This window comes from Glaciibacter sp. 2TAF33 (assembly GCF_052114945.1).
Classification (GTDB): Bacteria; Actinomycetota; Actinomycetes; order Actinomycetales; family Microbacteriaceae; genus Cryobacterium.
The window spans coordinates 178,459-203,843 of sequence record NZ_JBFRFS010000003.1 but is presented as its reverse complement, the minus strand read 5'-3'; the positions used below and the strand labels follow the sequence as shown (position 1 = coordinate 203,843).

The 25,385-nt window shown below is 69.1% G+C and carries 29 protein-coding genes; 15 read left to right on the top strand and 14 right to left on the bottom strand.

The features are described from left to right. Positions 1–158 precede the first annotated feature (158 nt). Complete coding sequence (aspS, locus tag AB4Y94_RS04065; protein ID WP_441725082.1) at positions 159–1,487, bottom strand: aspartate--tRNA(Asn) ligase; 1,329 nt, start codon at positions 1,485–1,487, stop codon at positions 159–161. Positions 1,488–1,552: 65 nt separating this feature from the next. On the opposite strand from aspS, the gene AB4Y94_RS04060 reads away from it, so the two are divergent. The 5 genes from AB4Y94_RS04060 to ccsB are packed head-to-tail and all read left to right on the top strand — an operon-like array spanning position 1,553 to position 6,261. Further along, positions 1,553–2,206 carry a histidine phosphatase family protein gene (locus AB4Y94_RS04060; protein WP_441725079.1) on the top strand — a complete coding sequence of 218 codons (654 nt, stop codon included), beginning with the start codon at positions 1,553–1,555 and terminating at the stop codon, positions 2,204–2,206. After that, positions 2,203–2,802: a TlpA family protein disulfide reductase gene (locus AB4Y94_RS04055; protein WP_441725076.1), complete on the top strand. Its 600-nt coding sequence runs from the start codon at positions 2,203–2,205 to the stop codon at positions 2,800–2,802. The genes AB4Y94_RS04060 and AB4Y94_RS04055 overlap by 4 nt, the downstream gene beginning before the upstream one ends. 2 nt (positions 2,803–2,804) lie before the next feature. Continuing rightward, a complete protein-coding gene (locus AB4Y94_RS04050; RefSeq protein WP_441725074.1) occupies positions 2,805–3,566 on the top strand; it encodes a cytochrome c biogenesis CcdA family protein in 762 nt (253 codons plus the stop codon). Then, on the top strand, positions 3,550–5,241 hold the full coding sequence (gene resB, locus AB4Y94_RS04045; protein WP_441725071.1) for a cytochrome c biogenesis protein ResB: 1,692 nt from the start codon (positions 3,550–3,552) through the stop codon (positions 5,239–5,241). The genes AB4Y94_RS04050 and resB overlap by 17 nt, the downstream gene beginning before the upstream one ends. 51 nt (positions 5,242–5,292) lie before the next feature. Beyond that, on the top strand, positions 5,293–6,261 hold the full coding sequence (gene ccsB, locus AB4Y94_RS04040) for a c-type cytochrome biogenesis protein CcsB (protein WP_441725194.1): 969 nt from the start codon (positions 5,293–5,295) through the stop codon (positions 6,259–6,261). A 181-nt stretch (positions 6,262–6,442) separates the two neighbouring features. Here ccsB and AB4Y94_RS04035 read toward each other — a convergent pair whose 3' ends face one another. From AB4Y94_RS04035 to AB4Y94_RS04015, 5 genes are all read right to left on the bottom strand, one after another. Next, positions 6,443–7,423, bottom strand: a complete 981-nt coding sequence (locus AB4Y94_RS04035; protein WP_441725068.1) for an o-succinylbenzoate synthase — start codon at positions 7,421–7,423, stop codon at positions 6,443–6,445. Positions 7,424–7,473: 50 nt separating this feature from the next. Beyond that, positions 7,474–7,746, bottom strand: a complete 273-nt coding sequence (locus AB4Y94_RS04030) for a hypothetical protein (protein ID WP_441725065.1) — start codon at positions 7,744–7,746, stop codon at positions 7,474–7,476. Continuing rightward, positions 7,746–8,084 (bottom strand): DUF7882 family protein, encoded by a 339-nt coding sequence (locus AB4Y94_RS04025; protein WP_441725062.1) that lies wholly within the window; start codon positions 8,082–8,084, stop codon positions 7,746–7,748. The genes AB4Y94_RS04030 and AB4Y94_RS04025 overlap by 1 nt, the downstream gene beginning before the upstream one ends. 70 nt (positions 8,085–8,154) lie before the next feature. Further along, positions 8,155–9,381 carry a YihY/virulence factor BrkB family protein gene (locus AB4Y94_RS04020; RefSeq protein WP_441725059.1) on the bottom strand — a complete coding sequence of 409 codons (1,227 nt, stop codon included), beginning with the start codon at positions 9,379–9,381 and terminating at the stop codon, positions 8,155–8,157. 13 nt (positions 9,382–9,394) lie between these two features. Then, positions 9,395–9,778, bottom strand: a complete 384-nt coding sequence (locus AB4Y94_RS04015; RefSeq protein WP_441725056.1) for a YtxH domain-containing protein — start codon at positions 9,776–9,778, stop codon at positions 9,395–9,397. A 122-nt stretch (positions 9,779–9,900) separates the two neighbouring features. Between AB4Y94_RS04015 and AB4Y94_RS04010 the strand changes: the two genes are divergently transcribed. The 4 genes from AB4Y94_RS04010 to AB4Y94_RS03995 all read left to right on the top strand — a co-directional run bounded on the left by AB4Y94_RS04010 (position 9,901) and on the right by AB4Y94_RS03995 (position 13,937). Then, entirely contained in the window at positions 9,901–10,074 is a 174-nt protein-coding gene (locus AB4Y94_RS04010) for a CsbD family protein (RefSeq protein WP_441725054.1), read from the top strand. A gap of 123 nt (positions 10,075–10,197) precedes the next feature. After that, the gene (locus AB4Y94_RS04005; protein WP_441725051.1) at positions 10,198–11,109 is read left to right on the top strand and encodes a 1,4-dihydroxy-2-naphthoyl-CoA synthase; all 912 of its coding nucleotides are present in this window, start codon (positions 10,198–10,200) and stop codon (positions 11,107–11,109) included. 154 nt (positions 11,110–11,263) lie between these two features. Further along, positions 11,264–12,391 carry an AMP-binding protein gene (locus AB4Y94_RS04000; RefSeq protein WP_441725048.1) on the top strand — a complete coding sequence of 376 codons (1,128 nt, stop codon included), beginning with the start codon at positions 11,264–11,266 and terminating at the stop codon, positions 12,389–12,391. Positions 12,392–12,830: 439 nt separating this feature from the next. Continuing rightward, the gene (locus AB4Y94_RS03995; protein ID WP_441725045.1) at positions 12,831–13,937 is read left to right on the top strand and encodes a 1,4-dihydroxy-2-naphthoate polyprenyltransferase; all 1,107 of its coding nucleotides are present in this window, start codon (positions 12,831–12,833) and stop codon (positions 13,935–13,937) included. Here the strand turns inward: AB4Y94_RS03995 and AB4Y94_RS03990 are convergent. Continuing rightward, positions 13,934–14,224: a DUF4229 domain-containing protein gene (locus AB4Y94_RS03990; protein ID WP_441725042.1), complete on the bottom strand. Its 291-nt coding sequence runs from the start codon at positions 14,222–14,224 to the stop codon at positions 13,934–13,936. The genes AB4Y94_RS03995 and AB4Y94_RS03990 overlap by 4 nt on opposite strands. Before the next feature lie 71 nt (positions 14,225–14,295). On the opposite strand from AB4Y94_RS03990, the gene AB4Y94_RS03985 reads away from it, so the two are divergent. Together AB4Y94_RS03985 and menD are read left to right on the top strand one after the other, a co-directional pair. Then, on the top strand, positions 14,296–14,787 hold the full coding sequence (locus AB4Y94_RS03985) for a PLD nuclease N-terminal domain-containing protein (protein ID WP_441725040.1): 492 nt from the start codon (positions 14,296–14,298) through the stop codon (positions 14,785–14,787). Continuing rightward, a complete protein-coding gene (gene menD, locus AB4Y94_RS03980) occupies positions 14,780–16,807 on the top strand; it encodes a 2-succinyl-5-enolpyruvyl-6-hydroxy-3-cyclohexene-1-carboxylic-acid synthase (protein ID WP_441725038.1) in 2,028 nt (675 codons plus the stop codon). The genes AB4Y94_RS03985 and menD overlap by 8 nt, the downstream gene beginning before the upstream one ends. Positions 16,808–17,005: 198 nt before the next feature. Here the strand turns inward: menD and AB4Y94_RS03975 are convergent, their stop codons facing one another. The 7 genes from AB4Y94_RS03975 to idi are packed head-to-tail and all read right to left on the bottom strand — an operon-like array spanning position 17,006 to position 22,767. Beyond that, entirely contained in the window at positions 17,006–17,914 is a 909-nt protein-coding gene (locus AB4Y94_RS03975; RefSeq protein WP_441725036.1) for a prenyltransferase, read from the bottom strand. After that, entirely contained in the window at positions 17,911–18,291 is a 381-nt protein-coding gene (locus AB4Y94_RS03970; RefSeq protein ID WP_441725033.1) for a lycopene cyclase domain-containing protein, read from the bottom strand. The genes AB4Y94_RS03975 and AB4Y94_RS03970 overlap by 4 nt, the downstream gene beginning before the upstream one ends. Beyond that, the gene (locus AB4Y94_RS03965) at positions 18,291–18,659 is read right to left on the bottom strand and encodes a lycopene cyclase domain-containing protein (RefSeq protein WP_441725031.1); all 369 of its coding nucleotides are present in this window, start codon (positions 18,657–18,659) and stop codon (positions 18,291–18,293) included. Before AB4Y94_RS03965 ends, AB4Y94_RS03970 begins: the two co-directional genes overlap by 1 nt. Continuing rightward, positions 18,656–20,230, bottom strand: a complete 1,575-nt coding sequence (crtI, locus tag AB4Y94_RS03960) for a phytoene desaturase family protein (protein ID WP_441725030.1) — start codon at positions 20,228–20,230, stop codon at positions 18,656–18,658. The genes AB4Y94_RS03965 and crtI overlap by 4 nt, the downstream gene beginning before the upstream one ends. Next, a complete protein-coding gene (locus tag AB4Y94_RS03955; protein ID WP_441725027.1) occupies positions 20,227–21,132 on the bottom strand; it encodes a phytoene/squalene synthase family protein in 906 nt (301 codons plus the stop codon). Before AB4Y94_RS03955 ends, crtI begins: the two co-directional genes overlap by 4 nt. Beyond that, complete coding sequence (locus AB4Y94_RS03950; RefSeq protein ID WP_441725025.1) at positions 21,123–22,169, bottom strand: polyprenyl synthetase family protein; 1,047 nt, start codon at positions 22,167–22,169, stop codon at positions 21,123–21,125. The genes AB4Y94_RS03955 and AB4Y94_RS03950 overlap by 10 nt, the downstream gene beginning before the upstream one ends. Next, the gene (gene idi, locus AB4Y94_RS03945) at positions 22,162–22,767 is read right to left on the bottom strand and encodes an isopentenyl-diphosphate Delta-isomerase (RefSeq protein WP_441725023.1); all 606 of its coding nucleotides are present in this window, start codon (positions 22,765–22,767) and stop codon (positions 22,162–22,164) included. The genes AB4Y94_RS03950 and idi overlap by 8 nt, the downstream gene beginning before the upstream one ends. 95 nt (positions 22,768–22,862) lie before the next feature. On the opposite strand from idi, the gene AB4Y94_RS03940 reads away from it, so the two are divergent. From AB4Y94_RS03940 to AB4Y94_RS03925, 4 genes are read left to right on the top strand one after another with little or no spacing between them, the layout of a single operon-like run. Further along, complete coding sequence (locus AB4Y94_RS03940; protein WP_441725021.1) at positions 22,863–23,426, top strand: MarR family winged helix-turn-helix transcriptional regulator; 564 nt, start codon at positions 22,863–22,865, stop codon at positions 23,424–23,426. Next, a complete protein-coding gene (locus AB4Y94_RS03935; protein ID WP_441725018.1) occupies positions 23,410–23,862 on the top strand; it encodes an SRPBCC family protein in 453 nt (150 codons plus the stop codon). Before AB4Y94_RS03940 ends, AB4Y94_RS03935 begins: the two co-directional genes overlap by 17 nt. Positions 23,863–23,889: 27 nt before the next feature. Further along, positions 23,890–24,756, top strand: coding sequence for a TspO/MBR family protein (locus AB4Y94_RS03930; RefSeq protein WP_441725015.1), 867 nt, complete (start codon positions 23,890–23,892; stop codon positions 24,754–24,756). Then, complete coding sequence (locus tag AB4Y94_RS03925) at positions 24,753–25,277, top strand: hypothetical protein (RefSeq protein ID WP_441725012.1); 525 nt, start codon at positions 24,753–24,755, stop codon at positions 25,275–25,277. The genes AB4Y94_RS03930 and AB4Y94_RS03925 overlap by 4 nt, the downstream gene beginning before the upstream one ends. Positions 25,278–25,385: the final 108 nt, after the last annotated feature.

The following is a 25,385-nucleotide window of genomic DNA, read 5'->3' as shown; positions in this document are numbered from 1 at the left end:
TCGAATCAGCGGATTACTGATGTTTTGGCGTTTCAGCCGCCCGACCGCCCCACAGCAGGCACGCCTTGCTTCGCCGAACCCGCAGTTGTTGGGCTTAAGACGCGCTCATAACCCCAACAAGTGCGGTTTCGCGGCGGAAGGGAGGCGGACGGGCGGGGCTAGGGGAGCAGGCGGGTCGGGCCGCGGAACAGGTAGGTGACCTCGCGGATGGACGCCTGGTGCAGCATCAGCATCAGCACCCGGGCCAGGCCCATGCCGAAACCGCCGTGCGACGGCACGCCGTAGCGGAAGAAGTCGAGGTAGAAGTCGAGCTCCTCCGGCTCCAGCCCCTTCTCCTTCGCCTGCTCCACCAGCACGTCGATGCGGTGCTCGCGCTGGGCGCCGGTGGAGATCTCGGTGCCGTTGTAGATCAGGTCGTAGCTGTTGGTGAGGCCAGCGTCGCCGTCGTGGCGCATGTGGTAGAACGGGCGGATGCTCGACGCGTAGTCGGTGAGGAACACGAATTCGTGGCCGTACTTCTCCAGGACGTAGGCGGCGATCTGGCGCTCGCCCTCCGGGTCCATGTCGTCGTCGTCGCGCGGCACCTCGTAGCCGCGCTCCTTGACGATCTCCTTGGCCTCGGCCAACGGGATGCGCGGGAACGGCGTGGTCGGCACGGTCACCTCGACGTCGAACAACGCCTTCACCTCGTCGCCGTGCTTCTCCTTCACCGCGCTGAAGCCGGCGACCATGAGCTCTTCGTGCAGCTTCATCACGTCTTCGTGGCTGTCGATCCAGCTGATCTCAGAGTCGATGCTGGTGAACTCGGTGGAGTGGCGGCTGGTGAACGACGGGTCGGCGCGGAATGCCGGGCCCACCTCGAAGATCTTGCCGAAACCGGCCGACTGGGCCATCTGCTTGAAGAACTGCGGGCTCTGCGCCAGGTACGCCTTGGTGTCGAAGTACTCCACCTCGAACAGTTCGGCGCGGGACTCGCTGGCGCTGGCCATGAGCTTCGGGGTGTGGATCTCGATGAAGTCGTGTTCGATCCAGTAGGTCCGCAGTGCGTGCTCGAACGTGGTCTGGATGCGGAAGATCAGGTTCTGCTTCGGGTTGCGGAGGTCCAGGAACCGCCAGTCCATCCGCTTGTCGAGGCTGGAGTCGGCGGCGATCGGCGTCTCCGGGATGGCGTGGCTGAGAACGTCCACAGTGGCGAGCTTCACCTCGATCCCGCCGAGTTTCACCCGCTCGTCATGCTTGAGGTCACCGGTCACGGTGATGAAGCTGCCCTGCGAGAGTCCGGAGATGGTGGTCGCGGGCTCGTCGGCGATCACCACACCGTCGTCACCCGTGGTGCGGGGGTTGACCAGCTGCACGGCGCCCGACTCGTCACGGAGCACGACGAACTGCACCTTCTTCTGGTCGCGCACAGTGTCGACCCAGCCCGACACCGAAACGGGGCCGTCGTCGAGGGCGGAAAGGTCTTTGATTAATACGCGTCCAGTCACCCGCCAAGTTTAGCCGCAGCCACTCTCGGCGAATTCGCGGCTCTACGCTACGTAGACTGGGTGCCGTGGTAGCTAGCCAGGTGCATCTCGTGCGTCACGGCGAGGTCTTTAACCCCGAGCGGGTGCTCTACGGGCGACTCTCCGGCTACGGCCTCTCCGCACTGGGCGTCCAGATGGCAGGGGCCGCGGCAGCCGATCTCCTCCAACGGGGACGCCCGGTGGTGCGCATCGTCGCCTCCCCGCTGCAACGGGCGCAGGAGTCCGCCGAACCCATCGCATCCGCTTTCAACCTGCCGGTGTCCATCGACGAACGCCTCATCGAACCGACGAACAGGTTCGAGGGCAAGCGGATGCGCGGCCCGCAGGGCGCGCTCCGCGATGCCCGCAATTGGCCGGCGCTGGCCAACCCGCTGCGGCCCAGCTGGGGAGAGCCATACCGGCTGATCGCCGAGCGGATGCTCGCCGCGATCGACGACGCGTTCCAGTCTGTCGGCGACGAGGAGCACGGCGATGTCGTGCTGGTGAGCCACCAGCTGCCGATCTGGATGGTGCACTGTGCCCTGGCCGGCACCCGGTTCGCCCACGATCCGCGGAAACGCCGCTGCGCCCTGTCGAGCGTCACCACCCTGTCCCTCCGCGGGAGCGGCGTCGCCGAAATCGGCTACGCGGACCCGGCGGCGCCGCTCAGCGTCGGTGCGACGGATGTGGGCGCGGTATGAGACGCCGCATCGGCCCGGCGCTCATTGCCGGGCTCTTCATCTCCGCCGTGGTGCTCTCCGGCTGTAGCGCGGACCCGCTGGCCGAGCAGTACCGGGAAGGCAGCAACAAGGGCTACATCGCCGGTGACGGCAGCGTCACGGAGATCGCCGCCGGCCAGCGCGGACCGGCGGTCGAGTTCAGCGGCACCACGGAGGACGGCGACACGGTGACGTCCGCCGACTTCGCCGGCCGGGTGCTGGTGGTCAACTTCTGGTACGCCGGATGCGCGCCGTGCCGCGCCGAAGCACCCGACCTGCAGAAGCTGAACCAGGAGTTCGACGGTAAGGGCGCCAGTTTCCTCGGTGTCAACGTGCGCGACCAGGCCGCCAATGCGATCTCGTTCAACGAGGGCTACGGCATCACCTACCCGTCGGTGATGGACGTGAACGACGGCAGCATGCAGCTGGCGTTCAGCGGCAGCATCCCGCCGAACGCGGTGCCGACCACGCTGGTGCTCGACGCCGAGGGCCGCGTCGCGGCGCGCATCCTCGGCCAGGTCACGGCGCCGTCCATCCTGGAAACCCTGGTCAGGGACACGATTGCCGAGGCCGGGTAGCCGTGGGCAATCCCTTCGGCGAAATCGTCTTTTCCGGCCAGCTCCTCCTCGCGATTCCCGTCGCGATCCTGGCCGGACTGGTGTCGTTCGCCTCCCCGTGCATCCTGCCGCTGGTACCCGGCTATCTCGCCTACATCGGCGGCTTCACCGACGGCAGTTCCACTGCACGCCGCGGCGACAAGCGCGGCCAGCGGCGATTGCTGGCCGGGGTCGGATTGTTCGTGCTCGGCTTCGCACTGGTGTTCGTGCTCACCGGCGTCGTGTTCGGGTTCGCCGGATTCTGGCTGAACCAATACCGGGACCTGATCACCCGGCTGGCCGGCGTGCTGGTGATGCTGATGGGCCTGGTCTTCGTCGGCGCGTTCGGCTTCTCCCAGCGCACCGTGAAGACGCAGTGGCGCCCGCGGATGGGCCTGGCCGGTGCCCCGCTCCTCGGAGCGGTCTTCGCTGTCGGCTGGACCCCGTGCACCGGTCCTACCCTCACCGCCATCAACTCGCTCAGCCTCAGCACCGGCTCACCCTGGCAGGGCGGCCTGCTGGCGCTGTTCTATGCGCTCGGCCTCGGCATCCCGTTCCTGCTGATCGCACTCGGGTTCGGCTGGGCCACCGGCGCCGTCGCATTCTTGAAGCGGCATGTTCGCGCGATCAACCTACTCGGAGGGCTGCTGCTCATTGTCATCGGTCTGCTCATGGTCAGTGGCGTCTGGAACGCCTGGATGCTCGACCTGCAGGGGGTGATCGGCGGTTATGTCCCGGCCATCTGACCACATCGACTCCCGGCCGATGGTCGCCGAACCTCAAGGTGACGGCGTCACCCAGCCCAAACTCGGCTTCGTCGGCTGGCTCCGCTTCCTCTGGCGCCAGCTCACCAGCATGCGCACCGCGCTGTTCCTGCTCCTCCTGCTCGCCATCGCCGCCGTGCCCGGCTCGCTGGTGCCGCAACGGAGTTCAGACCCCAACGGTGTCGCCCAGTACTTCACCGACAACCCGGACCTGGCGCCGGTGCTCGACAAGGTGCAGGCGTTCGACGTGTATTCGTCAGCCTGGTTCTCGGCCATCTATCTGTTGTTGTTCGTGTCCCTGATCGGATGCGTCGTGCCGCGAACCAAGCACCACCTGGCGGCATTACGCGCCAAGCCCCCGAAGACGCCGGCCCGACTGGCCCGGCTGGCCGGCTTCACCACGCGCGACGCCGCGGAAGGCACCGACGCGCAGGCCGCGATCGTAGAGGCCCGCACCCTGCTGAAGAGCAGCGGCTACCGGGTCGCCAGCTTCGACAACGCCACCGGCGGCAACCGCGAGTTCTCGGTGTCCGCCGAACGGGGCTACCTGCGCGAAACCGGCAACCTGGTCTTCCACTCCGCCCTGGTCGGAGTGCTGATCACGGTCGGCTTCGGCAGCGGCTTCGGGTTCGCCGGCCAGCGCGTGCTGGTGGAGGGCCAGGCGTTCGTCAACACGATCAGCGCCTACGACTCGTTCAACCCCGGCCGGTTCTTCGACGACGCCAGCCTCGACCCGTACAAACTCGCCCTCGACGACTTCACGGTGAAGTACGAGACCAAGAACCTGAAGGCATACGGCCAGCCGCTCGACTTCGGCGCGCATGTCACCGTCACCCATCGCGGCGAGAAGCCCGAAACCGGCGAGGTCAAGGTGAACGGCCCACTGCGCACCGGCGGCACCGACATCTACCTGCTCGGCAACGGATACGCTCCGACCATCACGGTGAAAGACCCGAACGGCAACGTCGTCTTCACGGACTCCATTCCCTTCCTGCCGCAGGACGCGAACCTCACCTCCCTCGGCATCGTCAAGGTGCCGGACGGCCTCGCCAAACAGCTCGGCATGGTGGGATTCTTCTACCCGACCCAGGCCACCGCGGCCTCCGGCGCCTACTACTCCACCTACCCGGACCTCGAGTTCCCGCTGCTCACCCTGAACGTCTACACCGGAGACCTCGGCCTGAACGCCGGCGTGCCGACATCCGTCTACGCGCTCGACACCGACAAGATGACACAGCTGACCGGGGGGACCACCGGCCAGGAGTCGCTCGAGCTGAAGCCGGGTGAGTCGCAGCAACTGCCGAACGGGCTCGGTTCGGTGACGTTCGAGAACGCCGACCCGACCGCGGCGGCGGGTGACTTCTCCGGTTCGGTGCTGCGGTTCGCCTCGTTCGACATCCACCACGACCCCACCCAGGGCTGGGTGCTGTTGTTCGCGGTCCTCGTGCTGCTGGGGCTGCTCACCTCACTGTTCGTGCCCCGCCGCCGGGTATGGGTGAAGGCCGTCGAACGGGCCGACGGCACGGTGCGGTTCGAGTACGCCGGCCTCGCCCGCGGTGAGGACCCCGCCCTCGAAGACGCCGTTTCCGCCCTCGCCGACCGCCATAGTGCCGCACTCTCCCCGCAGAACCTCGCCGCCACACCCCGACAGACTTAGGCTTACACCGTGAATCCCAACGACCTTTCCGTCCTCAGCCTGTACTCGGCCATGGCGGTGTACGCGCTCGCGTTCATCGCATTCGCCATCGACCTGGCCCGGCGGTCGTCGACCGTGAAGGCCGTGAGCGAGCTCGGGGCGGATGCCGCGGGTGCGGCGGTCGCCACGGCATCCGCCGGAATGACGGCCGGGTCCGGCGGCACGACCACCCTTACCCGGCTGAGCGCCAGGATCGCGAACGACGCGGTGACCCCCTACGGGCGCTCGAAGAGCCTGCGGGTGGGTGTGTCGCTCACCGTGCTGGCGTGGCTGCTGCACCTCGCCGCCGATGTGTTGCGCGGCATTGCCGCGGGCCGGGTGCCGTGGGCCAACATGTACGAATTCGCGATGACCGGCACGTTGATCATCATGACCGTGTTCCTGGTCGTGCTGACCCGGGTGGACCTGCGCTTCCTCGGCACCTTCGTCACCGGCCTGGTCCTGGTGCTGCTCGGCATCGCCTCGCTCAACTATTACGTCGACGTGTCGCCGCTCCCGCCGGCGCTGCAGTCGGTCTGGCTGGTCATCCACGTGTTCGTGGCCACGCTCGGCACCGGCTTCTTCGCGCTCGGTTTCGCGCTCTCCGTGGTGCAATTGCTGCAGTTCAAGCGAGAGAGCGTGGCCGCCGGGTTCACGGCAACGAAACTCCGGCTGCTCTCCACCCTCCCGTCGTCGGCAACACTGGAGAACCTGGCCTACCGGGTGAGCATCGTCGGCTTCATTCTCTGGACCTTCACCCTGATGGCCGGTTCAATCTGGGCCGAGAAAGCCTGGGGCCGGTACTGGGGCTGGGACACCAAGGAAGTGTGGACCTTCATCATCTGGGTGATCTACGCCGGTTACATCCATGCCAGGGCCACCCGCGGCTGGCGTGGATCGCGGTCGGCGTGGTTGGCGATCATCGGTTTCGTCGCCGTGATGTTCAACTTCGGCATCGTCAACGTCTTCTTCAAGGGACTACACGCCTACTCCGGGCTCTGACGGGTCTGGACAGGCTCGACCACCGGGTCTCGACAGGCTCGACCACCAGGTCTCGACAGGCTCGACCACCGGGTCTCGACAGGCTCGACCACCGGGTCTGGACAGGCTCGACCACCGGGTCTGGACAGGCTCGACCACCGGGTCTGGACAGGCTCGACCACCGGTGATCGGCTTGTCGAGATCAGCCGGCAAGCAGCGCATGGCTGCGTGTGAGCCGCGCCAGCCACCAGTCACGACGGTCCACGGATGCCCGGTGTCGCTCGAGCAGGCCGGCATCCGCTGTGACCCGGCGCACCGGGATCGCGCCGTCCTGTGGGACCAGCGGCGACGATGTCACGTCTGCCGCCAGCAGGGAGGCCGTTCCGAGGCCACAGTCGAATTGGAGCTCGGGGATCGCGGCAGCCAGGTGCGCCCCCATCGCGATGCCAACGGAGGTCTCGAGCGCGCTGGAGACGACAACCGGCAACCCGGCCTGCCCGACGATGTCCAATGCCGCCCTGATGCCGCCGAGCGGTTGCGCCTTGATCACGAGGAGGTCGGCGGCGCCGGCCCTTGCCACCGCGAGCGGGTCACTCGCTTTGCGCACGCTTTCGTCGGCGGCGATCGGCACATCCAGGTACCGGGTGCGCCGCCGGATCTCTGCCAGGTCCTCGATCGACTCCACCGGCTGCTCGACGTATTCGAGGTCGAACCCGGCCAGGGCGTGGATTGCGTGCTCCGCCTCGTCGAGGGTCCAGAGTCCGTTGGCGTCGAGACGGATTCGGCCGGTCGGGCCGAGCGCGTCGCGCACGGCCCGCACGCGGCCCACGTCGTCGGCGAGGGTCTGGTCGCCGGCGGCCACCTTCACCTTCGCGGTTCGGCAGCCGGGGAAACGGTCCAGGACGCCCTGCACCGCCTCCGCCGGGACGGCCGGGACGGTGGCGTTGACCGGGATCTCGTCACGATACCCCGGCGGGGTCGCATTCCAGCCGAAATCGATCGCGGCTGACAGCCAGGATGACGCCTCGGCGTCGCCGTATTCGATGAACGGGGAGAATTCGGTCCAGCCGTGCGGCCCTTCCAGCAGCAACGCCTCGCGGGTGTCGATGCCGCGGAAGCGGGTCGCCATCGGGAGGGAGACCACGCGGGCCGTGGCGAGCAGGTCAGCCAGGGAAGGGAACATGACGCCAGTCTGGCACCGTTGGCGGTTCGAGGCCGTGGAGAGTGCTGTGCCTACAGGCCGCTGCCGACGTCGAGGCCGATCGTCTCGGTGGCATCGAGTTCGGTCACGTTGCCCTTCTCCGCTTCGACGTCCACCAGGACCACCGGAACCCCCTCGGCGAGCAGCAGGTACGCGCTTTCCGCCCGGCCCTCGCCGCTGTTCACCTTCAACCACTTCGGCGCGCCGGACGCCACACCGGCGCTGATCTCTGACTGCACGTCATCCAGGGTGCGTCCGCCGATCGAGTACGGTTTTCCGGCGTACACGATGTCGATTCGGTTCATCATTCCTCCTGCGATCTGGCCGGCGCCGAGCCGGCGTGGCCTGCCTGCGGTTCGGGCACGATGCGCAGCCCGCTGGACGAGTTCGCCGTGTCCATCAGCGCTTCGATCCACTCCCGATTGAGCGTCGGCGTGCGCCCGCCGAAGTACTTGAAGGCCACCGGTATCCCCGGATGCAACCAGATCGTGCTGCGGCCATTACCCGACGCCGGGTCGTCTCGCCAGGAGAAATAAAAGGATTCCCCTCGTCGCAGCTTTGCGCCGATGACCACCTGGACGTGGGCGAGCACACGGTCGTCAAAGTCCGCCGTCATTGTGGAATCGTAGGTCAGCTTGCCCATCGCACCTCTCCGATCGCCGTCTGGGTCTGCGAGCCGTTGGCAGCCACGCGGGCCTTCGTCACGCCTGTCGCTACGTCCGTGATGCGCTGCGGGCTCGTGACCCGACGCGCGACCTGTCAGTGGACGACCGGCGCAACTGCGCTCCGGCTGCCACGCCGGCGCGTTCCTTGGCTGCAACCTTATCGCTGGCGCGTGTGTCGCGCGGGGGCAACTGCACGGTGCTCTCTGCCGGGATGCCTCCCTGCAGTTCGCGCCCGCGTTCCAGCTCCGAGTTGAATTCCGCTCCGAACAGCAGCGCCAGGTTGACGATCCACAGCCACAACAGGAAGACGATGACCCCGCCAAGCGAGCCGTAGGTGCGATCGTAGTTGCCGAAGTTCGCGACGTAGAAGCCGAAACCGACCGTTGCGATCCCGAGGACGAGTACGGCGAGGGCGCCACCCACGCTGATCCAGCGGAATCGTGGTTGGCGGATGTTCGGTGTCGCGTAGTAGAGCACGGCAACGATGATGATGACGATGATGGCCAGCACGGGCCACTTCGCGATCGACCAGATCAGCACTGCGGTGTCACCGAGTCCGACGACATTGCCGATCGCCTGGGCGACCGGGCCGGATACGACGAGGATGATCGCGCTGGCGACGACCAGGACGAGGGTGATGAGCGTGACGAGCAGTTGCACCGGGCGGAGCTTCCAGACCGGGCGACCCTCGTCCACTTCGTACATCCGGTTCAATGCGCGGCCGAAAGCGCCCACGTATCCCGAAGCCGACCAGACGGCGCCGACGATGCCGATCACGAGGCCCCAGCCGACGGCCGGTGAGCTGGTGAACCCCTGGATGCTGTCACGGAGGAAACCGACCGATCCACCCGGCGCAAGCTGCTCGACCACGCCGAGCAAGGCATCCGTGCCCTTCTTCGCCTGGCCGACGAGCCCCAGGAGGGAGACCAGGGCGAGCAGCCCGGGGAAGATGGAGAGCACCAGGTAGTAGGTGAGCGCCGCCGCCAGGTCGGTGCACTGGTCCGCGCTGAACTCGCGCAGGGTGCGTTTGGCCAGGTAGCCCCAGGTGGGTTTCTTCAGGTCGGTCGGACTCTTCGGCTTGAGTGGGCTGTCCGGCTGCCGCTCAACCTGGAGTTGCGCGGCCTTGCTTGCTGCCTGGTCCCGTTCCCGGGCCTGGATGAAACTGGTCGCGCCCATCGCGGCGATGACGGCAGCCGGGATGACAGCAACGATTCCGTGCGCCGCGACGCGTCGGGGAGAGGATCGCGTTCGCGGGGAGGGGGATGGTTTGGGCATGGGGTGGTCGGCGTCAGCCGTGGCCACCGCTCGAGGAGCCCGGGGTGGAGTCGGCACCCGGGGAATTCGTGTCCGGGGCGGAATCAGGGCTCGGCGGCGTACTCGTGCCGTCAGCACCGACCGTTGCCGCGGTCGACGGGGCAGACGGGGAATCGGACTTCGAGGCGTCCTCCATCGCATCCGACGCGTGATCCATCGCGTGTGACACCTTGCTCTGGGCGAGGTTGGCGGCATCCTTTGCGACCTGGCCGGCCTGCGACACCGTCTTCTGCACCGGCGGGCTGCCCCACACCTCGCGCGCCTTGGTCCGGATCTGTTCGTAGGCCTGACGTCCGGCCTTGGAACCGAGCACGTAGCCGGCCGCTGCACCTGCCAGGAAGAGAAGTTTTCCCCTCATGACCGCACCTCCTGTTGTCGAATCGAGTGTGGACTGATCTTGACCCTATGCCCCCTTGGCAGGGGACAAAAGGGGGTTAGCATGGCGGAAACAGACTGTCACGAGAGAAAGGAAGGCCTGCGATGAGCGGTGCTGACAAGATCCAGAACGCAGCTGAAGAAGCAATGGGAAAGGGCAAGGAAGCAGTCGGGGACGCCACCGATAACGAAAAGCTCCAAGCCGAGGGCAAGGGTGACCAGGCAAAGGCCAACCTGAAGCAAGCCGGCGAGAAGGTCAAGGACGCCTTCAAGGATTAGTCCCGCATGACGCGAGAGCCCCGCCTGCACGCAGGCGGGGCTTTCGCATGCGGGGCTTTCGCATGCGGCGCGCTCGCACGGTCACGCGCTGGCACGGCGATGCGCCCCGCGTAGGCTGGAGCGATGACTGATCAGGTGTCCGAGATATTCGATCCCAGCCAATGGCGGCAGGCCCCGGGCTTCGATGCCATCACCGACATCACCTACCACCACGACCTCACCGGTCGCATCGCACGCATCGCGTTCAATCGCCCCGAGGTGCGGAACGCCTTCCGCCCGCACACCGTCGACGAGCTCTACGCCGCCCTCGAGGACGCGCGCACCAACCCCCGCATCGGTGTCGTGCTGCTGACCGGCAACGGGCCGAGCGCCAAAGACGGCGGCTGGGCCTTCTGCTCCGGCGGCGACCAGCGCATCCGGGGCCGCGACGGCTACAAGTACGCCGACGGTGAGACCGCGACCGGCATCGACGCCGCGCGAGGTGGACGCCTGCACATCCTCGAGGTGCAGCGCCTGATCCGGTTCATGCCCAAAGTCGTCATCGCGGTCATCCCCGGCTGGGCGGCCGGCGGCGGGCACTCGCTGCACGTGGTCTGCGACCTCAGCATCGCCAGCGCAGAGCACGGGAAGTTCAAGCAGACGGATGCCGACGTCGGCTCCTTCGACGGAGGTTACGGCAGCGCTTACTTCGCCCGCCAGATCGGCCAGAAGTTCGCCCGCGAGGTGTTCTTCCTCGCCCGCGAGTACTCCGCCCGGCGCGCCTACGAGATGGGAGCGGTCAACGCCGTGGTGCCGCACCAGGACCTCGAGGCGACGGCACTTGATTGGGCCCGGGACATTCTGACCAAGTCGCCCACCGCCATCCGGATGCTCAAATTCTCCTTCAACGCGCTCGATGACGGGCTGGTCGGGCAGCAGGTGTTCGCCGGTGAGGCGACGCGCCTGGCCTACGGCACCGATGAGGCCGTCGAGGGCCGCGATGCCTTCCTCGAGAAGCGTGAACCGGACTGGGCGCCGTACCCCTGGCAGTACTGATGCCGCCGCCCTCGGGTGCGAACGCGCGGCATCCGCTTGCGCGGTATCCGCTCACGCTGAGGAAACCTGCTCGCGCGCATGGCAGGCCCGCCGCGCGTGGCGAAATCGTCAGCGCGACCGGGCCGGGAAGTCGGATCAGGGCGGGAGCACCGCGGTGACCCGACCGCTCCGCATCCTGCCCGCTGGCGACCCGGCACTCGTCCTGGCCGCCCTGCGCGAGGCGCTGGCCGGTGACGGTCCGGCCATCCTGCCGGTCACCGGGACCCTCCCCGGCGCCGAGTACGGGCCGGTGCCGCGAAGCGTCGCCGTGGTGATCGAAACCTCGGGATCGACGGATGCGCCCAAACGCGTGATGCTCAGCACCGACGCGCTGCTCGCGGGCGCGGCGGCATCGAGCGTGGCCCTCGGCGGACCCGGCCAGTGGCTGCTCTGCCTGCCCGCGCACTACATCGCGGGCGTGCAGGTACTGGTTCGGTCGATCGCTGCGGAAACCAAGCCCGTGCTCATGCCGGCTGGTCATTTCGACCCGGAGCGCTTCATCGAGTGCGCGGAGCAGCTCGCCGAGCCGCTCCGCTATACGTCCCTGGTTCCGGTGCAGTTCGCGCGGCTGTTGGAACACGCCGACTCGGATCCGCGCACGCTCGCGGTGCTGCAGCGGTTCACCGGCATCCTGGTGGGAGGGCAGGCGATCCGGCCGCAGCTTGTCGAGCGTGCGGGCGAGCAGGGCGTCACGCTGGTGCGCACCTACGGGTCCTCCGAGACGGCCGGCGGATGCGTCTACAACGGCGTGCCGATCGGCAACACCCGGGTGCGGGCCACCGCCGGGCAGCTGGAGCTCTCCGGGTCGGTGCTGGCGGAGGGCTACCTCGGCGACCCGGCCCGGACCGCCGACCGTTTCATCACCGAACACGGGGTGCGCTGGTACCGCACCGGCGACCTCGGCGAGGTCGACGCATCCGTCGGACTGGTGCGGGTGCTCGGCCGTGCGGACAACGTGATCATCTCCGGCGGCGAGAAGGTGTCGCTAGACGCCGTCGAACGCGTGGTGCGCTCGCTGCCCGGGCTCGCCGAGGCCGTGGTGGTAGCCGGCGCCGACCGCGCGTGGGGGCAGGTGCCGATCGTCGTGGCGGTGGGCGGGAGTGCTCCCGACCGCGACGCGGTGCGGGCGGCCGTCGCATCCGCCCTGGGCAACGCGGCGCGTCCGGCGCGCATCGCCATGGTCGAGCGGATGCCGCTGCTCCCCTCGGGCAAGCCCGACCGGCAGGCGTTGCGCGGCCTGTAGCCCGACCGGGAGGCTCTGCGCGGCCTGTAGCCCGAACGGGAGGCTCTGCGCGGCCTGTAGCCCGAACGGGAGGCTCTGCGCGGCCTGTAGCCCGTGCTGGGCCTCGTGCCGGCCCCGCGCCGCCTGTGTCCCGCTGGCCCTGCGCTGCCTGTAGCCACGCTGCTCTCGCGCGGCCCGTGCCCCACGCCGGGCTTGCTTCGCGCTGAGGATTCTGCCACGCGCGGCGGGCCTGCCATCCGCGCGTGGCAAAATCCTCAGCGTGAACGGACGGACGGACGGGGGCTGGCGGACCGACGGGTGGACGGACGGGGCGGGCCGGACGGACGTGGCGGGCCGGACCGACGGGCAGACGGACGGGGCGGGCCGGACCGACGGACGGGCCGACCGGCGAACGGGCCAGCCGACGGGCGAAACGGGTCGCGGCGGATAGCATGAAGGCGTGGCACAGGGAGCACGGCCGGCACGGCCGAAACAGCAGCGGATGAATCCAGCCGAGAAGCTCGGCACGGTGAAGAAGCCGGCGACCGGCAACGGCGACGCGAAACGGCCCACCGGCAACGGCACGTCGAAGAGCACGTCGAAGAACACGTCGCCGAACGGGTCGAAGAAATCGGGCAACCCGGCCGCCCGGGCCGGCGTCCGCCGTACCGGGCCGGGAAAGGTCAAGCCGGCCACCTTCGCCGACTGGGTCTCCGGTGCACGCCTTCGCACCCTGCCCCTTGCGATCGCCCCCGTCGTGCTCGGCACCGCCGCTGCCATTGTGGCCAGTGGCCCCGGGGTCTACCACTGGGTGCGCGCCGTGCTGGCGCTCGTGGTCGCCGTCGGCCTCCAGATCGGTGTCAACTACGCCAACGACTACTCCGACGGCATCCGCGGGACCGACGCGCACCGGGTCGGCCCGGCGCGGCTCACCGGATCCGGCAAGGCCAGCCCGCGCTCGGTTCTCATCGTCGCCCTGGTGTTCTTCGGCCTCGCCGCCGTGGCCGGACTGGTGCTGGTGATCCTCACCCAGCAGTGGTGGTTGCTCGTTGTGGGGGCAGTGGCGATCGTTGCAGCGTGGTTCTACACCGGCGGCGACAAGCCCTACGGGTACTTCGGGCTCGGCGAGCTGTTCGTCTTCGTGTTCTTCGGGCTGGTGGCCACCCTCGGCACCACGTTCGTGCAGGTGGGCCGGGTCAACACCGAGAGCTGGTTCTCCGGCGTCGGGATCGGCCTGATTTCCTGCGCGGTCCTGATGGTTAACAACCTGCGCGACCTCGAGCCCGACAAGGCGGCCGGCAAGCGCACCCTCGCGGTGCTCATCGGGCGCACGGCCTCACGCGTGGTGTTCTGCGTGTTCGTGCTGGTGCCGTTCCTGATCGTCGGGTTCTTCAACTTGTTCTACCCGGCGGCGTACCTGACCTACTTCGTCCTGCTGCTGGCGTTGCCGGCCTGCCTGATCACGGTGACGGCGAAGACCTCACGGGAGCTGATCCTGGCCCTGAAGCTCACCAGTTTCGCCGGCCTCGGCTACGGGATCCTGCTGGCCCTGGCCTTCGTGCTCTAAACCAGGCCGTCCCGCTCCGCGCGGTCCACGGCGGCGTCCTCGGTGTCAGCATCGGAGGCAGCGGATGCCGCCGGTGCGGCAGTGCGGTTCCGCGCCGCGTACAGGTTCCGGGCCACACTCTCCCGCGGCTTCCGAAGGAAGATGTAGGACAGGCAGAGACCGATGACAGCAGCGACCAGCGTGGCCACCCAGGGCTCAATTCCCAGCACCAGCAGCACGACGAGCGGCACCACGAACATCAGCACTCTGAGCACCGAGAAATACACCCACACGGGAACAGCCTTCATGCACTCAGCTTAGGTCGCCCGCCTGAACGGTTGCACACCGCAACCCCGGTTACCGTGCCTACAATGAGGGCATGGCTCGGCTCTGGTTCGTACTCGGTTTGGTGGTCGTCATCCTGACCATCTATACACTCGTGGAGTGCGCCATGTTCGACCGTGGTCGCATCCGTGGGCTTCCCCGCTGGGTCTGGTTGTTCGTGATCGTGCTGGTCCCGGTCATCGGCCCGCTCCTCTGGCTGGTCGTGGGACGCGGACGTCGCGAGACGCCGGGCCTCCGCGCGAGCCGTTCGTTCGCGCCGGACGACGATCCTGACTTCCTCAAACAGCTCGATCGCGAGAAGAACCAGGCCGAACGCATCCGCCAGATGGAGCGGGAACTGGCCGACCTCGACTCGGACAGCCCGCTCGGCGGCACGCCGCCGGGTTCCTCGGGCGGCAAGACCGCCGGCACCCCTGGTGGCAAGGCCTCCGGCACCGCCGGTGGCGGCGCGGCCGGAGCCGCCGGCATCCCGCCGCAGAAGAACGACCCCGGTGAGGGCGACCTGCCGGGCCGCCGGGATGCCTGACGCCGGACTGCCTGAAGCCGGACTGCCCGTAGCGGGGACCACTGTCGGCACGGCCGGAACCGCCTCCGCGACGCGCGACGCCGGCACCACCCCGGCCACCGCTGCCATCGCTGCCATCGCTGTCGGCGAGCCCGGAACTGCCGCTTCGGCCGAAAGCGGCAGCCCGGCCACTGATTTCAGCGTCGCCCTGCTCCGGGAGCTCGTGCGGCTCGGCTTGCGGGACGTGGTACTCGCACCCGGCTCCCGGTCGCAGGCCCTCGCCCTTGCCGCCGCCGAACTGGAACGGCTGGGCGAGATCCGCCTGCACGTGCGGATCGACGAGCGCGGCGCCGGCTTCCTCGCGCTCGGGCTCGCCGTCGAGTCCGGGCTGCCGGCCCTGGTCGTCACCACCTCCGGCACGGCCGTGGCCAACCTGCATCCCGCGGTGCTGGAGGCGCACCACTCCGGTGTTCCGCTGATCCTGCTGACGGCCGACCGACCGGCGGAGCTCCGCGGCATCCGCTCCAACCAGACCACCGTGCAGCCGGGGATCTTCGGCGGCGCGGTCCGCTTCAGCGACGACGTCCCGGCTCCTGTCGGGGCGCCAGGTGAGGCCGGCCAGGCCGCCGTACTGGCCCGCCGGGCAGCGGATGCCGCCCGCGGCAGCACAACCCCGGATCCCGGCCCGGTGCACCTGAACCTGGCGTTCCGGGAACCGCTGTCTGCTGCCGTGGTTCTCGAGCCGGTCGAAGAGACCCGCCCCGGGCTGGAGTCCCTTCACGGGCTGGAGGCCCAGGCCAGCGCCCTGCCGTCTGTGGCAGGCGCCGTCGAAGCCGGGGACACGGCGGACGGCCCTGCCGGTTCCGGGGCACCGCGGGTGGCCGACCGATCCGAGAGCCGCGAGCCGGCCGACGCGCATCCGCTGTTCTTCCTCACGCACGGCCCACGCACCATCGTCATCGCCGGCCACGGTGCCGGCCCGGCAGCCGAGGAGCTCGCCCGCACCGCCGGCTGGCCGCTGATCGCCGAGGTCTCCAGCGGCTCGCATTTCGGCCCGAACCTCGTCGTCTCCTACCGCGAATTGCTGGCCGAACCGGAGTGGGGCGGCCGCGTCGAACGCGCCGTCGTGTTCGGGCACCCGACCCTCAGCCGGGAGGTGCCGCAGCTCGTCCAACGCGACGACGTGGACGCCATCGTCGTGTCGCCGACGGGAAGCGAGTGGTACAACCCCGGCCGGCACGTACGTGTCTTCGCCCGCGCGGTCGCCGCGGATGCGGCATCCGTTGCCGATGCCGGAAGCCGGGTGTCACGGGAGTGGGTCGGTCGGTGGGTCGCTGCCAGCCGGCTGGTGCGCGACGCGCTCGACGAGGCCGACACGCCCCCCGACGTTGAAGCGGCCGCCTCCACGGACTACCGGGTTCGCGGCGGCTTCGCGAAGTCCGAGCTGGCCGCACTGCGGGCGCCGGTGACCCGGGGAATGCTCGTCGACTTCGTCTGGCGGGCCACCTGGCCGCACGACCGGCTGGTGTTCGGGGCGTCGCGCCTGATCCGTGACGCCGACCGGCGCGTGCCGGGCAAGAAGATCGCCGTGCACTCCAACCGCGGCCTGGCCGGTATCGACGGCACCATCGCGACGGCCCTCGGCATCGCACTGGCGAGCCAGGCGCCGACAACGGATGCCGCCGGCCGCGAGGTCCCGCCGCGCGGGGCCGGCACCACCCGGCTCCTGGTCGGCGACCTCACCCTGCTTCACGACGTCGGCTCGCTGCTGATCCCGCCAGGGGAGACGCGGCCCCGGCTGCAGGTGATCGTGGGCAACGACGGTGGCGGCACCATCTTCGACGGACTCGAGGTGGCATCCGTTGCCCCGGCCTCGGCGATGGACCGGGTTTTGTTCACCCCGCAGCGGGTTGACTTCGCGGCGCTGGCAGCCGCGTACGGCTGGGAGTACAGCCGGGCGTCCACGCGCAGCGAATTGGAGACTGCCCTGACCGCGCCGCCCGCGGGGCCGTCGATTCTCGAAGTTCCGCTGGGTCGCTGAGCCGGCGCCGCGCCGACCGCCCTTCAGGCACCGGAAAACGCGCTGGGCACCCATGCTCTCGAGGGGACCTTCTCCGGCGCGCAAGAATGCGCTGGGCACCCGATATCGCGCGCGCCCAGCGCGTTTTCGCACGCCCGGCCGCTCGGCTACAGCCCGTGCCGCTCGAGCGCCGGCCGCTCCGCTACAGCGCCGGCGCGCTCACCGCGCCACCCAGGCGACCAGCAGCATCGTCACCACGAATCCGCTGAAGAAGTTGAGCCAGAGGAACTTCTTCCAGCCCGCATTCGCTGCCTCCGAGTCCGCGTCGCTCACCGACCGCCACGGCCAGGCGGCGGCGATGTAGGGCAGCGCGAGCAGCCCGGCCAGCGCGCCCGGCCAGCCGGCCACGAGCATCAGCAGCCCGCTGAGCGCCCACACCATGATCGCCAGCCGGACGGTTCGTGCCGCGCCCAGCACGGTTGCGATCGACTCGATGCCGCCCTCCCGGTCTGGCCCGACATCCTGCACGGCACCGAACGCGTGGCTCGCCATCCCCCAGAGGAAGAACGCCGCCAGCAGTGCCACCAGGCCCGGCGTGAACGCTGCGCCGGCCAGGACCAGGCCGAACACGGCGGGGCTCACGAAATGGGTGCTCGAAGTGATCGAGTCCAGCACCGGCCGTTCCTTGAACCGCAGTCCGGGCACGGAGTACGCCACCACCGCGAACAGGCTCACCGCCAGCACCAGCCAGGCCGGCGGATGCGACGCGCCGGTGAGGAATAGTAGCGCGACCAGGAAGGGAATCGCGGCGACGACCCCGGACACCAGGACGGTACGGTGCAGCGCCGGGTCGAGCATCGCTCCCTCCGCCCCGCCCTTGCGCGGGTTGTGAAGGTCGGACTCGTAGTCGAAGACGTCGTTGACCCCGTACATCAGGAGGTTGTATGGCACCAGGAAGAACACCGTGCCCACCACGAGGACGGCATCCACCCGGCCGGTGGTGACGAGGTAGGCGGCAGCGAACGGGAAGGCGGTGTTGATCCAGCTCAAGGGGCGGGAAGAGAGCAGCACCTGCCGGACAGTCCACGACGCGGTGCGCCGGCCGGTGTGAGAACGGATGCCGGTCATGACGCCCTGCCGTCGGCGTCGGGAGGGGCCGGTGCGTCCGCGGCGGAGGAAGCTGCAGGCGCGACCGACCGCTGCGGCTGGCGTGGTGCCAGCAGCGCCCACAGGGCCGGCAGCCCGATCACCGCCGCGAGCGGGTAGCCGAAGTCTTCGAGGGGGGCCAGTCCGATTTTCACACCGAGGATCCGATCCGGGTCATAGCTGAACAATCCCACGGCGATCATGACGTTGTCGAAGACCGCCGTCAACAGCAGAACCGCAACCAGGGCGATTCCGGCGGCCGAGAGCATCCGTCGGTCGATGCGGCCTCGCAGCCAGGCAAGACCGGCCGTCGCGAGGGCGACCGCCAGGAACACCGTGTTGAGGGCGAGGTAGGTCATCAGTGGCGCCGCCGACCCGGGGCACGGCCCGGTGCGCGACGCGGTGCACGACCCAGTGCACGACCCAGTGCGCGGTACACCCCGGTGACCAGGTTCATGGTCAGGTAGCAGAGGAAGACGAGGAAGAAAAGCTCCTCCAGCGGCAGCTCAGGGGCCAGGTGCAGGCCGGTCATGAATTCGGTCTCGCCGCGGCGGAAGATGCCCAGCCCGATTCCGAACAGGTCCCAGGCCAGGAAGAACACCAGCCCGACGCCGAGCACGACGACCGCGCGGCCCGGACCGGCCCAGAAGAACAACCGGTACCGCCGGTCGAGCAGGACCATCGCCCCGAGGGAGGCCAGCAATGCGCCGAGGTAGAGGAAATTCATAGCGGCTCCGGCAGCGGGCCGGTGCTGGTGTCGCCGCGCAGGCGTTTCAGGAGGATCTCGGCGCTGATCAGGCACATCGGCAGGCCGATGCCGGGGATGGTGGTGCCACCGGCGTAGTGCAGGCCGTTCACCCGCGCCGAGGCGTTAGAGCCGCGGAAGAAGGCGCTCTGGCGCAGCGTGTGCGCCGGGCCCAGGGCGCTTCCCCGCCAGGAGTTGAGGTCGTCGGCGAAGTCGGCGGGCCCGACCGTGCGCCGCAGCACGATGCGCCCGGCGAGGTCTGGCACTCCCGCCCAGTCCGCCAGCTGCGCGATGGTGGCGTCGGCGATGGCCTCGACAGCGGCCGATCCGGCGCCGTCGACCCCGCCGTGCCCGATCGAGGGGTCAGCCGGGATCGGCACCAACAGGAACAGGTTGGAGAAACCCGGCGGGGCGACGGATGCGTCGGTGGCGCTGGGCATGCAGGCGTAGAACGACGCCGGTGAGGGAACCGTCGGTCTCCTGGCGAAGATGCGGCGGAAATTCTGCTTCCAGTCGGTAGTGAAGAACAGGGTGTGGTGCCGAAGCTCGGGCAGGTCGCCCCTGACTCCGAGCATCACCAGCACCGCGCCCGGCCCGGCGACCCGGTGGCGCCACCACGCCTCCGGGTAGCTTCGACGATCCTCCGGCAGCAGTTCGGTCTCGGTGTGGTGCAGGTCGGCGGCCGACACCACCTCGTCGGCGTCGAGATCGACCAGCGCGCCGTCGACGGTGCGGTACTGGATGCCGCTGACGACGCTTGCTGAGCCGGAGGTGCTCCGGATCGCGGTGACCGTCGCCCCGGTCATGATGGTCACCCCCTCGGCTCGCGCGAGAGACGCGATGCTCTCGATCACCCGGCCGAATCCGCCCTGCGGGTACAGCACGCCGTCGGCCAGGTCCAGGTGGCTCATCAGGTGATACATCGACGGGGTCTGGTCGGGGGAGGAGCCGAGGAACACCGCGGGGTAGCCGAGGATCTGCCGGAGGCGCGGATCGCGGACGAAACCGGCGACGAAACGGTCCAGCGGCTGCAGCAGGAGCCGGCCCAGCCGGCCCAGGCGCCGGGTGATCTCCGGCACCAGCAGCGGCCGGAACGATTCGAAACTCGTGTAGAGGAAGCGGCTGACGGCCATGCGGTAGGTATCCTCGGCGGAGTCGAGGTAACGGTCCAGCGCCGGTCCGGCCCCCGGCTCGAGGGATTCGAACGTGGCCAGGTTGACCTCCCGGTCGGCCGCAATGTCGACGGGCAGCGGGTCGGATTCGAAGTAGACGCGGTAGCCGGGGTCGAGCCGCACGAGGTCGAGCTGCTCGGCCGCGCTGCTGCCCAGCAGCCGGTAGAAGTGGTCGAAGACGTCGGGCATCAGGTACCACGACGGCCCGGTGTCGAACCGGAAACCCTGGCACTCCCAGCTGCCGGCACGCCCGCCGAGTTCATCGCGGGCCTCGACAAGGGTCACCGTGTGGCCGTCGCGTGCCAGCAGGGCTGCGCTGGCGAGGCCCGCGATACCCCCGCCGATGACGACCGTACGCCGGGATGCGGCGGTGTCGCTCACCTGGTGCGTACCCGGGAGGCGAGTGTCGCGCTCAGCAGGACCCCCAGCTTTTCGGCCGTTGGCACGCTGGTGCGGCGGGCCAGGAGTTGTTCAGCCGGGGTCTGCCGCAATCGGTCCGATAGCCGTGCGAAGAGGTGATGCGCGGTCGTGACCGCAGTGCGGCATCCGCTGGGCAACCGGGGCAGGGCCCGGGCGGCGGCATCGAGGTCGGAATCGATGTCATCGAGGATCCGGTGTTTGTCGGACTCGGTGAGGTGGGCGGGATCGTAGGCCGGAAAATAGTTGCGCCCGAGGTCCTGGCTGTCCCCCGCGAGATCGCGCAGGAAGTTGATCTTCTGGAAGGCGGCGCCCAGGCGCCGGGCTCCGTCCTCGAGGTCGGCGTCGGCCTCCTGGGTGGAGTGGCAGAGGAACGCGCGCAGGCACATCAGCCCGATGACCTCAGCCGATCCGTAGATGTACTCCGCCACCCCGGCCACGGTGAACGGTGCCGGGTCGAGGTCACGCCGCATCGATGCGAAGAACGGCGCGGTCAGGGCGCTGTCGATTCCCGCCTGCCGGGCGGTCACGGCGAAGGCGTGCACGACCAGGTTGGTGCTGTACCCGCGTTCCACGGCCCGCTCGGCCTCGTCTTCGAGCTCGTCCAGCAGTTCGCGCTGCACCCGGGCGTCCAGCCCGGCTCCGGCGGCAGCGCCGTCGACGATTTCATCGGCGATGCGCACGAGCGCGTAGATCGCCCGGACTTGCACCCGGACCCGCGGCTCCAGCAGGCGGGCGGCCAGGCCGAAGGAGGTGGAGTAGTTCTCGATCACGACGGCCGCGCTGGCCTCCGCGGCCTGGGTGTACAACTCGATTCCGGTGGCGCTCGCCGCGGAAGTGCGATTCGTACCCTGCCTCAGCGACATCGGGACACCGCCGCCTCGGCGAGCACGGTGAGCGACTGGCGGAGGCCGGCGGGCACGACGGGGGCCTCGAGCGCCTCGAGCGCCTGCGCCGCGTAGGCGCGGGTGAGGTCGTCGGCCGCCTGGGGGGCCCCACAGGCCCGCAGGTGCGCGCGCACCAGTTCCGCGCCGGTCTCGTCGAGGTCGGCGTCCCCGATGAACGGTTCGATCGTGGGCCAGCAGTCAGTGGTCCGGGCGTGCGCGATCAGCGCGGTCAGCTTGCCCTCGCGCAGGTCGGCGAGGGCGCTCTTGCCTGTTTCCTCCGGGTCCCCGAACACGCCGAGGGTGTCGTCGGTGAGCTGGAAGGCGACCCCGATCAGCCGGCCGAAGCATCCCACCACATTCAGAGCCTCCGGGGTCGCGCCGGCGAGGATGGCACCGGCAAGCAGGGGCGCCTCGAACGAATAGATCGCCGTCTTCTGTTCCAGGGTCGCCAGCACCGCCTCAAGCGATGCCGGCGCACCGCCGCTCGAGTTCGTGACGTCGGCGAGTTCGCCCGCGGCCGAGACGAAGATCGAGCGGTCGAGCAGGTCGAGCAATCGCGCGCGAGTGGTCGAGTCGACGTCAAGTGTGCCGAGAGTACGGTGCGCTTCGCTGAGGGCGAGGTCCCCGGCGAGGATGCCGGCGGCGGCGGCCCAGCTGCCCGACCGTCGGTCGTCGCCGCCGTGGGCGCGCCCACGGGCCTGGAATGCGCCGGCGACGTTCGGGATGCCGCGCCGGGTGAGGTCGCCGTCGATCAGGTCGTCATGGATGATGAACGCGGTGTGCAGCAGCTCGAAGGCGACGCCGACCCGGATGGCCGCAACGCTGTTGCGGCCCCCGAAACCCGCATAGGCGGCCAGTACCAGGGCCGGCCGCATCCGCTTCCCGCCGGCCGCCGCCAGCGCGAGGCTGTCCCAGAGCGCGACGTAGTGTTCACCGTAGTCGCTCGCGCGGAGCCGGGAGGCAGCGAAGAAGCGCTCCAGTTCGGTTTCGACGGTGGCAACCGTGGTTTCAATCACGGAAGGCCTCCAGCTGTTCGACTTGCAGCACCATCCACGGGCTGAACGCCCACGGCGTCGCCCGCACCATGGCTCCCAGGGTGGACGTGGCCACCCAGGCGTGATCGCCGACCTCGCGTGGGTTGGGGTCGGGTTCGCCGCTCGCCATGGCGAGGTACACCGGGCAGATCTCGTTCTCCACGATCCCGTTCGCATCCGTTGCGCGATACCGGAACAGGGGCAGCGCGACGTCGATGTCGCGGATGTCGATGCCCAGTTCGTAGCGGGCACGTCGTTTCACCGCGTCGGGGAGGGACTCTGCCGGCAACGGGTGGCCGCAGAACGAGTTGGTCCAGACCCCGGGCCAGGTCTTCTTGGTGCCGGCGCGGCGAGTGAGGAGGACCTCCCCGGCCGGGTTGAAGAGGTAACACGAGAACGCGAGATGCAGCGAGGTGTCAGCGCCGTGCACGCTCGCCTTGGGGGCCGTGCCGATGGGATCTCCCGCCTCGTCAACCAGGACAACGAGTTCCTCGGCCGACGCCGGCGCCGCCTGTCGCGTCGTGTCGCTGGGAGCCGCTTCGGTGAGATCCGCTTCGACGAGATCCATGCGCACGATCATATCCTTTCCGTGATTAAAATTACCTAACTAAGTTAGCTTTATTCACGGTATCATTGCACCATGGCATTGTCGATACGGCATTTTGGTTGTTCGCTGTGAGGTATTGGTACCCCGCAGACGATGAAGAGACCGGCCGCGCCGTCGAGGTGCTGCAGGCGTTGCGGCGATTCCACGCGGCGGATTTCGACATGCGCCAGCGCCTGCGGACTGACATGGACATGAACGAGACGGACCTCCGAGCCCTCCGGCACCTGATCAGGGCCGAGCAGGCCGGCGAGTCCATCGGGCCGACCGACCTCACCCGGCTGCTGGGGGTCTCGTCGGCGGCCACGGCGAAGCTGCTCGCGCGGATGGTGGCCTCCGGCCACATCCGTCGGGTGCCCAACCCCTCAGACCACCGCGCCCAGCATTTGTACGCGACCCATGCGGCACACCACGAGGTGCGGGCGACGCTGAATGCCATGCACGCCCGGATGCTCGGGGTGGCGGAGTCGCTCACCCCGGCGGAGCAGACCACGGTCATCCGCTTCCTGGATTTATTGAGCGCCACCGTGGGCGTTCCCCCAGAGGTCGCAGGGCCCCGTGCCCTGCTCCCAGCCGTGCCCATCGGCCCGGAATCACCGAATCGAAAGGAATCTGACCATGGCCCGAGTAATTGAGACTGTCGATGTCGACGTTCCCGTGCGCGCCGCGTACAACCAGTGGACCCAGTTCGAGTCATTCCCGCATTTCCTCGACTTCGTCGAGTCGATTACCCAGACCGACGACACCCACACCCACTGGAAGGTGAAGATCGCCGGGGTCGAGCGTGAATTCGACGCCGAGATCACGGAACAGCACCCCGACGAGCGGGTGGCCTGGAACAGCACCGGGGGAGACGAGAACCACGCCGGGGTCGTCACATTCCACAAACTGTCAGACGCGCAGACCCGCGTGACGGTGCAACTCGACTGGACGGCCGAGGGGTTCCTGGAGAAAGTCGGGGCCGTCTTCGGCGTCGACGACCACGTCATCAAGAAGGACCTCGCCGAATTCAAGAAATTCATCGAGAACCCGGCCAACCAGAATGAGGGATGGCGCGGAAACGTCGGCTGACCGGCTCACCCCGAAATGGAACTGACTATGGACCAGAATTCCGCGAGGCCCGCCGGCGAAACCGGCGCTCACACCGGCGCTCACACCGGCGCCCGGACCGTCACTGGCGCCACGCGCGGCGACCTGGTGCGCCAGGTCGTCGTGGTCCTGACCGCGGTGCTGGCCATAGTCGGTTCCTTCATCGGTTCAGGAGCTGCCGGCGGCACCCCGATCCAGGATGCGTCGGACGGCGCGCTCGCCGCTGACGCGACGCTCATCGCGCCCGGGGGTCCGGCCTTCTCCATCTGGAGCGTCATCTATGCCGGCCTGGTCGCCTACGCGATCTGGCAGGCGCTGCCCGCCCAGCGAGCGGATGCCCGACAGCGCCGGCTGGGTTACCTGGTCGCGGCGTCGCTGGTGTTGAACGCCGCGTGGATCCTCAGCGTCCAGGTGGGCCTCGTCGGATTCAGCGTGCCAGTGATCGTGCTGCTCCTGGCCGACCTTGCGTGGATGTTCATGATCCTGGTGCGGTCCCGTCCGAAGAACCTCATCGAAGCCGTCGTCACCGACGGCACGATGGGCCTCTACCTGGGTTGGGTCTGCGTGGCGACTGCCGCCAACATCAGCGCAGTACTCGTCGCCATCGGGTTCCGTGGGTTCGGTCTCGACCCTGGGGTCTGGGCGATCATCGTGATCGCTGTCGCGGGACTCGCCGGCATCGGCCTCGCGTTCTTCGGCCGCGGGCGGCTCGCGCCGGCCGCCGCCCTGGTCTGGGGTCTGGTGTGGGTCGGCGTGGCCAGGCTGACCGGTGACCTGCTCTCCACACCGACCGCGATCGCCGCGCTCGTTGCAGCCGCCGCAGTGCTGGTCATCACCGTGGCACTGCGCGTCCGCACCGGTATCCGGGCACGATGACGCGTCGGTATCGTCGGCACCCCGCTTCCGCCCTCCTGCTGGTGCGGGCTGCGATGTTCGGGGCGGCCATAGGCGGGCGAGGGACCCTCGTCTTCGCCGGCCCGGTGCTTGCCCGACTTCTGGCCCGGCCCACCGGGGTTGCGCCGTCGACACGGGCGGCATCCGGCGGCGGCATCGCCACCATTGCGGCGGTCGCGGGACTCGGGGGAGAACTGGTCGGGGACACATCACCTGCCGCACCGAGTCGGCTCGAGCCTCTCGCTCTGGCGGGCCGGGTGGCGGCGGCCGTTGCGGGCGCCGTCGTGCTCGCCCGCCGGGAACGCGCCGGTGTGGCGCTGCCGGTCGTCGCGGCTGTGCTGGGCGCTGTCACGGAAATCAACGTCGGCGTGCGGTGGCGGGGCTTCACGCTGAAGCGCGGCCGGGCACTGGGCGGCGCCCTGGCCGAGGACGCCGTCGTCGTCGCCCTGGCGGCGATCGCCTGCTGGCCGGGAAGCGGGACCGGGCGGCGTCGTCGCTCCTGACCGACCTGGCCGACCTGGGCCGGCTGTGCCGGCCGGCGAATCGTGCCGATGATGGCGCGCCGGGGCAACCCGGAGCAGAATGGCGAGCAACGAAAGGTGCACCGTGGC

Bases quoted from the DNA above. Each gene is read 5' to 3' on its own strand.
- AB4Y94_RS03955 (WP_441725027.1), bottom strand. From the start codon at position 21,132: ATGTCGCTGAGGCAGGGTACGAATCGCACTTCCGCGGCGAGCGCCACC.
- AB4Y94_RS04030 (WP_441725065.1), bottom strand. From the start codon at position 7,746: ATGAACCGAATCGACATCGTGTACGCCGGAAAACCGTACTCGATCGGC.
- AB4Y94_RS04005 (WP_441725051.1), top strand. From the start codon at position 10,198: ATGACTGATCAGGTGTCCGAGATATTCGATCCCAGCCAATGGCGGCAG.
- menD (WP_441725038.1), top strand. From the start codon at position 14,780: ATGCCTGACGCCGGACTGCCTGAAGCCGGACTGCCCGTAGCGGGGACC.
- AB4Y94_RS03965 (WP_441725031.1), bottom strand. From the start codon at position 18,659: ATGAATTTCCTCTACCTCGGCGCATTGCTGGCCTCCCTCGGGGCGATG.
- AB4Y94_RS04035 (WP_441725068.1), bottom strand. From the start codon at position 7,423: ATGTTCCCTTCCCTGGCTGACCTGCTCGCCACGGCCCGCGTGGTCTCC.
- idi (WP_441725023.1), bottom strand. From the start codon at position 22,767: ATGATCGTGCGCATGGATCTCGTCGAAGCGGATCTCACCGAAGCGGCT.
- AB4Y94_RS04055 (WP_441725076.1), top strand. From the start codon at position 2,203: ATGAGACGCCGCATCGGCCCGGCGCTCATTGCCGGGCTCTTCATCTCC.
- AB4Y94_RS03935 (WP_441725018.1), top strand. From the start codon at position 23,410: ATGGCCCGAGTAATTGAGACTGTCGATGTCGACGTTCCCGTGCGCGCC.
- AB4Y94_RS04020 (WP_441725059.1), bottom strand. From the start codon at position 9,381: ATGCCCAAACCATCCCCCTCCCCGCGAACGCGATCCTCTCCCCGACGC.
- AB4Y94_RS03990 (WP_441725042.1), bottom strand. From the start codon at position 14,224: ATGAAGGCTGTTCCCGTGTGGGTGTATTTCTCGGTGCTCAGAGTGCTG.
- AB4Y94_RS03975 (WP_441725036.1), bottom strand. From the start codon at position 17,914: ATGACCGGCATCCGTTCTCACACCGGCCGGCGCACCGCGTCGTGGACT.
- AB4Y94_RS04015 (WP_441725056.1), bottom strand. From the start codon at position 9,778: ATGAGGGGAAAACTTCTCTTCCTGGCAGGTGCAGCGGCCGGCTACGTG.
- AB4Y94_RS03970 (WP_441725033.1), bottom strand. From the start codon at position 18,291: ATGACCTACCTCGCCCTCAACACGGTGTTCCTGGCGGTCGCCCTCGCG.
- resB (WP_441725071.1), top strand. From the start codon at position 3,550: ATGTCCCGGCCATCTGACCACATCGACTCCCGGCCGATGGTCGCCGAA.
- AB4Y94_RS03925 (WP_441725012.1), top strand. From the start codon at position 24,753: ATGACGCGTCGGTATCGTCGGCACCCCGCTTCCGCCCTCCTGCTGGTG.
- AB4Y94_RS04010 (WP_441725054.1), top strand. From the start codon at position 9,901: ATGAGCGGTGCTGACAAGATCCAGAACGCAGCTGAAGAAGCAATGGGA.
- AB4Y94_RS03985 (WP_441725040.1), top strand. From the start codon at position 14,296: ATGGCTCGGCTCTGGTTCGTACTCGGTTTGGTGGTCGTCATCCTGACC.
- AB4Y94_RS04025 (WP_441725062.1), bottom strand. From the start codon at position 8,084: ATGGGCAAGCTGACCTACGATTCCACAATGACGGCGGACTTTGACGAC.
- ccsB (WP_441725194.1), top strand. From the start codon at position 5,293: ATGGCGGTGTACGCGCTCGCGTTCATCGCATTCGCCATCGACCTGGCC.
- AB4Y94_RS03930 (WP_441725015.1), top strand. From the start codon at position 23,890: ATGGACCAGAATTCCGCGAGGCCCGCCGGCGAAACCGGCGCTCACACC.